This is a genomic window from Lapidilactobacillus mulanensis, from assembly GCF_003946215.1.
Classification (GTDB): domain Bacteria; phylum Bacillota; class Bacilli; order Lactobacillales; family Lactobacillaceae; genus Lapidilactobacillus; species Lapidilactobacillus mulanensis.
On record NZ_RHOW01000063.1, the window covers coordinates 1 to 6,911 of the forward strand.

General features: G+C 43.4%; 7 protein-coding genes. 4 read left to right on the top strand and 3 right to left on the bottom strand.

Annotation, left to right across the window (positions count from 1 at the left end):
• Window positions 1-97: 97 nt before the first annotated feature.
• The 3 genes from pepV to EKM67_RS10090 form a co-directional block, all read right to left on the bottom strand.
• On the bottom strand, window positions 98-1,501 hold the full coding sequence (gene pepV / locus EKM67_RS10080; RefSeq protein ID WP_125578870.1) for a dipeptidase PepV: 1,404 nt from the start codon (window positions 1,499-1,501) through the stop codon (window positions 98-100).
• A 159-nt stretch (window positions 1,502-1,660) separates the two neighbouring features.
• Window positions 1,661-2,029, bottom strand: coding sequence for an ArsR/SmtB family transcription factor (locus tag EKM67_RS10085; protein ID WP_125578871.1), 369 nt, complete (start codon window positions 2,027-2,029; stop codon window positions 1,661-1,663).
• A 9-nt stretch (window positions 2,030-2,038) separates the two neighbouring features.
• Window positions 2,039-3,424 (bottom strand): glycerophosphodiester phosphodiesterase, encoded by a 1,386-nt coding sequence (locus tag EKM67_RS10090; RefSeq protein ID WP_125578872.1) that lies wholly within the window; start codon window positions 3,422-3,424, stop codon window positions 2,039-2,041.
• 578 nt (window positions 3,425-4,002) lie between these two features.
• Here EKM67_RS10090 and EKM67_RS10095 point away from each other — a divergent pair.
• The 4 genes from EKM67_RS10095 to EKM67_RS10110 all read left to right on the top strand — a co-directional run bounded on the left by EKM67_RS10095 (window position 4,003) and on the right by EKM67_RS10110 (window position 6,822).
• Window positions 4,003-4,320 carry a hypothetical protein gene (locus EKM67_RS10095; protein ID WP_125578873.1) on the top strand — a complete coding sequence of 106 codons (318 nt, stop codon included), beginning with the start codon at window positions 4,003-4,005 and terminating at the stop codon, window positions 4,318-4,320.
• 111 nt (window positions 4,321-4,431) lie between these two features.
• Window positions 4,432-5,244 carry a YutD family protein gene (locus EKM67_RS10100; protein ID WP_125578874.1) on the top strand — a complete coding sequence of 271 codons (813 nt, stop codon included), beginning with the start codon at window positions 4,432-4,434 and terminating at the stop codon, window positions 5,242-5,244.
• A 157-nt stretch (window positions 5,245-5,401) separates the two neighbouring features.
• Complete coding sequence (locus EKM67_RS10105) at window positions 5,402-6,184, top strand: TIGR01457 family HAD-type hydrolase (protein ID WP_125578875.1); 783 nt, start codon at window positions 5,402-5,404, stop codon at window positions 6,182-6,184.
• On the top strand, window positions 6,181-6,822 hold the full coding sequence (locus EKM67_RS10110) for a TIGR01906 family membrane protein (protein WP_125578876.1): 642 nt from the start codon (window positions 6,181-6,183) through the stop codon (window positions 6,820-6,822). The genes EKM67_RS10105 and EKM67_RS10110 overlap by 4 nt, the downstream gene beginning before the upstream one ends.
• Window positions 6,823-6,911 lie beyond the last annotated feature (89 nt).

The window sequence follows — 6,911 nt, forward strand, 5'->3', positions numbered from 1 at the left end:
AACTCCTTCCTAAGTGTACAAGCTTTGATTATTTGCTTGTCTACTTAAGTAGGAGTATAGCCCTCAAAATTTTGATCTGCTTTTTTGATACGTTAATTTATTTGATCAATTCGTACACAGCTTCGGCGTATATTGCAGTCGCGGCGATGATGTCGTCGACTGGCATGTACTCGTTTGCCTGATGCATCACATTTTCGCGACCAGGGAATTGAGCACCGAAGGCAACACCGCGGGGAAGAATACGCCCATATGTGCCACCACCGATAACTTGTTCTTTGCCCTTATTACCAGTTTGACGTTCGTAAACGCTCAGCAAAGTTTTGACCAACGGATCATCGGCCGAAACATAATGGGGTGTCTCCACGCGGCCGAAGATTTTACTGCTCACGTTGGCGTGATTAATGGCTTGCTCCATTAGTTTGGTAATTTGTTCCGCCGCAATGCCTTGAGGGAAACGAACGTTGACGACAATATCGCTGATTTCACCAACGCGGTAATGGAAAATATCGGGGCTGGCCGTTAATTCGCCCATTAAATCGTCGGTGGTTTTGATCCCCAGGTGTGCGCCTCGTGAATCTAAATGAAAATGATCGGCAATAACTTGGACATATTGTTTGCCGGCGAGGTCTAGATCTAACCCATTTAAGAAAGTTGCTAAATAAGTTGCCGCGTTGACACCAGCACGAGGTTCCAACGCATGTGCGCCTTTACCCGTCAGTTCGAGAATGTATTGGTGATCTTCAACTTGTGCGTCGGCGACGAGGCCATTTTCTGCTGCGAAGGCAACAAATTCGGTACTTAAGTTATCTAATTCGTAACCTTCGATGATTGCCGTGGCGGTTTGCGGAATCATGTTGTCACGCAGACCGCTATCAAATTTGAGCAAGCGGATTTCGCCGTTGGTCGTGAGTTCGGGTTTGAATTCAATCAAGAATGACGCGATTCCTTTTTCACCATTGATGATTGGAAATTCGGCGTCGGGTGAGAAACCGAAGTCGGGTGTTGGCTCAACTTCTAAATAACGGGTGATCCCAGCCCATTCGCTTTCTTCATCGGTTCCTAGAATAAAGTGAACTTGTTTCGAAACGGGCAAGTTAAGTTCCTTGATAATTTTAAGGGCGTAATAGGCGGCCATCATCGGGCCTTTATCGTCCGCGCTACCACGGGCATATAATTTACCGTCGATAACTTGTGGCTCGAACGGATCAGTATCCCAACCCGAACCAGCAGGGACTTCATCCACGTGGGCTAAAATTCCCAGCGTTTCATCACCGGCACCAAATTCAATCCGACCGGCCACATTTTCGACGTTCTTCGTTTTAAAACCGTCGCGTTCTGCCAAGCTCAGCATTTGCCGCAATGCTATAGCAGGGCCTTCACCAAGTGGAAACTCAGTGGTGCTGTGTTCAACATCGCGTTCACTATCGATGTGTAACATGGTGAATAAGTCCGTAAATAATTCTTCCGTGCGTTTTTTTGCTTCTGTTTGCCAATCGATCATGTCAATTCCTCATTTCTTGAGATGGATTTGGTTGCGGTGCGGTAAACGTGTTCTTCAACACTGAAATTTCCGCTTAACTCGATTACAGTTTGAATCCAAAAGCGGGATTCAAGCTGTAATCAGGTTAATGCTCAATTTCAACCCGTGTTGAGTCACACTCTATTCGTTAATATGTTCAATAACCTGTTTAAAGATGGTCATGACGTGGTCGTCTGCTAGTGAGTAGTAGACTTCTTTGCCGGCTTTGCGGTTTTTGACTAGTTTGGTTTGTTTCAGGAGCCTTAGTTGGTGCGACACGCTGGATTGTGAGAGTCCGAGAATCGCGACAATGTCGTAAACGCGCAGTTCTGATTCATATAGGGCATAGATAATTTTAGCACGGGTCGGATCACCGAGTATTTTGAAAAAAGCTGAAATTGTTTCTGTCGATTCATTGGTGGGCAGGGTTGCTTTAACATCTTTAATAAGTTGTTCGTGATCGATCTGATTGGGTGTTTCATCTTCGAGCCATTCGTCGTTATTTTTCATGGTGATACCTCATCCTAAAATCGTTTTGATAATAATTTGATTATAATGGAAATCAGCCAACATTTGCCAATTATTTTGTTTATTTATCGATAAATGTAAGATAATCGGTGATTTGATCTCTGGAGTGGCTAGTTTTTGAGCGGCGGGCAATTTTTGGTAAGCACGCCAGTTGAGACTCTGCGGGTCAAAATTAACACGAATGTCCGTTGTTTTCAACCAGCCGTTTTTCGTTTGTAACCAGAGTTCATCATTATTATATTGAACTGAAGTAATTGTCAGTGTCTCGTTTGGAAGTAGATAGTTGCCAGTGGATTTGGGCGCAAAAGGACTATCGTAAAATTGCGCGCGAGTTAAATTGTTCTTGAGTGCCAACTGCTGTCCTAAATAGGGCGTCAGTTTGTTAATATCGTCCACATTATTGAAACCGAGTGCGGAAATGAAACGATTGGGTTCGATTTGGTAGTACGGTTGTCCATCGCTGATAATGAAATGATCGACGTTATAGGAAACAAGCGGCTGGATCGTCGCTTTTTTGACGGTGAGATTATATGGATTTTCATAACTGGTTTCATTCTTGAGACTTAATAGTGTGCCAGAAAAAGACACTTTTTTGTCGGTCGCTTTCACTTTTGCCTCTTGATATTGTTTGCCGGTGGCAGGATAGTTGGTCACCACGCCGTCGATCGGTAAGTTGACCAACCAGTTCCATTGATCCGCGCTTTCATTCATTTGATCCCAGACGTAAACTTTTTGGTTGGCCGCGTGAAGTTGCTTGATGATTTGTTCATTGACTAGGGTTGAAGAAATATTAACGCCAGTGGAATATTGAAAGACGTCGAAGTTTATTTTCTTCAAAGTGCCGGCAATAAAAATTCGGGGCACGCTAGGCAGCAGCTTTTGCAAATTTTGCAGGCTGAGCAACGAAAATGAGTGAAACATGATTCGCGATTCCATGTGATATTTCTGAACCGATTGTGCGATCAGGGCTTCCATGTTTTGAGGATTGCCTTTTTTTGTTTTCTTCGTTTCGATCAGAAACTTGGTGTTCGGTTTGTTTTGATAGTAGGCAAACAATTCGTCGAGCGAATGCATTGGTTCGCCATTTTTTTGTTTGAAAGTTTTCAGCGTTGCCCAAGGTGTTTGCGAAACAATCGCATTTTGACCAGTGATTCGCTGCAAATTGCGATCATGCGAGATTACCAGGACGTTATCTTGGGAGACGTGCAGATCGAGCTCAACATAATCGGCCCCATCGGTGAACGCTTGATTGAAGCTGGCAAAAGTTTCTTCCGGCTGCTTGATGGGATCACCACGATGACCGACAACCGTGAAACCGGCAAGGCAAAGCCAAATGATTGCCAGTGAAAATAAGGTAAACATTCTTTTTATTTGCAAACTGGTTCCTACTTTCTTTTTATTTTTATGGGTTGAGGAGAGAAGTTGGGTGGGACATTCTAAACGTGTTCCAAGTCATTGAAAGTTGCGGTTAACTTGACTCACACTGAAATCCAAAAGCAGGATTTTAGTGTGAGTCGAAGTTAATCCTCACTTTCAACCCATGACTTGTCGCACTCTAAACGTGCTCTTCAACACTGAAATTTCCGCTTAACTTGATTACAGTTTGAATCCAAAGACGGGATTCGAGCTGTAATCAGGTTAATGCTCAATTTCACCCGTGTTGAGTCGCACTCTAAACGTGCTCCAATCAACTGAAATTCCCATCTAAGTCAAACAGATACGAAAATTAAAGTACAAATTTTGGTATCTGTTCGTTTTAGCTGTCCATTTCACCCGTTGCTTGTCGCACTCTAAACGTGTTCCTCAACACTGAAATTTCCACTTAACTTGATTACAGTTTGAATCCAAAGACGGGATTCAAGCTGTAATCAGGTTAATGCTCAATTTCACCCGTGTTGAGTCGCACTCTTTTTCTAAAAATGTTACACTAATAATAGTTGTTTGGAGGGTTTATGATGGCTGAGAAAAAATATCAGACGTTAGATTTAATTGAGCAGATCACTCGGCTTGATGGTAGTCAGTATTATGAGATTGCCAATATGTTTATGAATGGTCGTGCTGAATTGGCTGCTGTCCGTGGTTTCATTAAGGAAGTTCGGATTTTGGAACTGAATATTCCTCATTCTAATGCGGTGCAAGCTTATGAAACTTACATTAATGAGAAGTATACCATGCCTGCAGAAGATTTCACGGAATGGGTGGAATGGGAAAAGCCCGACGGTAAAATTGCCGATGAAGTTAAAGAAATTCTGCGCGCCAATCATATCGGTTAATTTTTTCATAACACGAGTCAATTGTACCGTGAGACATGCTCATGTACAAATGACACTAGTTTTTATTAAGATGGATAATTTCGTTTGAGTGAATATTAAGGAGTTTTGATCATGGCAACAAGTTTGACAGAGTCAACGCAGGATGAACTGCAAACGCTGAAAGTAACCCCGGGCGTCTTCAATATCAAACATGAAGAAGATGAAGATTATCGGGGAACAGTCGTGACAGTCGCGGATGCGGAGCACATTACTGCTGGCACCAACACTTTTTCGTTGGTGAAAGATTATCGCGATGGCTTTGATGCCGAGCGATTTGGTCAGCGGTTCGAACAGATCTTGAATAAGTATGATTACGTGGTTGGTGACTGGGGCTTCGAGCAGTTGCGACTGCGCGGTTTTTATAATGACAAGAATCATTCGGCCAATCGCGACCAAACGATTTCGACGTTGCAGGACTATTTATTAGAATTCTGTAACTTCGGTTGCGCTTTTTTTGTATTACAAAATAGTGCGCCAGAGCGGGTTCATCAAGAAAATCACCAGACCACGAGCAATAACGGTGGCAATAAAGTCACGCGGCACAACACGAGTCATCATTCGACGAGTAAGCAACCAACGCGCAATAATGCGAGTTCGAATCGGAAAAAGACGACCAATCAACCACAAGCTAAGACAAAGTCGCCGGTAACACGTAACGAGAAATCAACGAGCAAACCTCGTGATCATCAAAAGAATAAAAATACGAAACCACGCACCAACCAGAAATCGACTCGGCCAACGAACCAGAAGAGTTCTGCCAGTCAACCAAAACCAGTGGCAAAGAAGCCGAGTGTCGATCACAAAAATGATCACAAGAATTCGACGACAACTAAACCCGCTACACCGCGGCAACATGAGTTTCATATTCGTCAACTAGATAAATAGGCGACGCGTATTATTTTGTATCGACAGACATGGCAAGTTGAATGAAATGGTTAAATTAATAATAACTGGACTCTCTTGATTGAGATTTCAGTTATTATTAATTAGTCGTTGATTTCGGTGATGGCGGCCACATTTTATACCAAGAATTGGAGCGTTAATTTTGAAATCATATTCAGCATATTTAATTGATCTAGACGGCACCATTTATCGAGGCAGTGAAAAAATTCCGGCGGCGCGGCGTTTCGTCCAGCGTCTACAGGCAAAAAACGTTCCGTTTCTATTTTTAACTAACAATACAACTAAAACACCTGAGGCCGTTGTGGCGAACTTGGCTAATAATCACGACATCCACGTGCAACCAGACCAAATTTACACGCCATCATTGGCAACTGTCAGCTATTTGAAATCGAAGAATCACGGCGATTTGCACGGAAAAACGGTCTATGTGATCGGTGAGATCGGTTTGTTATCTGCGTTGCTCGGCGCCGGTTTGACGCTAGATGTGACGCATCCTGACTATGTCGTTGTCGGCTTGGATTACGATGTCACTTATCATAAATTCGAATTGGCCACGCTAGCAGTTCGTTCAGGTTCAACTTTTATCGGCACGAATGCGGATACTAATTTGCCCAATGAACGTGGATTGGTTCCCGGCGCGGGGTCCGTGATCTCGCTGGTGGAACACGCCACGCAACAACGGGCCACTTATATTGGTAAGCCTGAATCGATCATTGTTCACGCGGCTTTGGCAGTCCTCGGCAAAGAAGCGGAGGATGTTTTGATTGTGGGGGACAATTACGATACCGATATCAAGGCGGGCATCAATTCTGACACAGACACGTTAATGGTTTATACGGGTGTCAGCAAACCAGAAGTTGTCGCCGAAAAAGTAATCAAACCAACTTATGAAATTAATTCATTGGATGAGTGGACAGTATGATCAAAGAACGTTTTAAAAACGGCGGGAACTGGGTTACGCTAGTCGGCTTCTGCATTAGTTTAGCGGTTGTTTTGACGCTATTATTAAGTTACGCGCTGTTTCCGATCGACGCCGCGTTTTATCAAGTGCGCCACCTGTACCCCATTTCGGCCGGCGCGCTGTACCAGAATTACGTGGAATTAATGACCTATTTGCAGTTTCCCTGGATCGATAAATTGGTTTTAACTAATTTTCCCGTTTCTGCCAGCGGTGCCTTGCATTTCGCGGATGTTAAAAAGTTATTCATTTTGGCATGGCTACTTTTAATTGTGACCGCACCGTTTGCGATTCGTTTCTTACATCGGCTCAAAGTGAAAAAACAAAACTATCGTTTATTGTGGGCTGCGCAAGTTGGCTTAGTGGTGCCGATCGTTATTGCATTAGTGGCATCGATTAATTTTGATCAGTTTTTCGTCACGTTTCATCAGCTGTTTTTCAGAAATCAAGATTGGTTGTTCGATCCGGCGACAGATCCGATCATTCTTGTGTTACCGGAAGAATTCTTCATGCACTGTTTCATCCTGGCCTTCGTCTTATTCGAAGGCATGATGCTGATCGGAATTATCAAGGCACGACGTTCATTAAAGCAACTCAGATAAAAAAGCTCTGAATCGGTCAGATGTGGGCTATACTCCTACTTAAGTAGACAAGCAAATAATCAAAGCTTGTACACTTAGGAAGGAGTTTT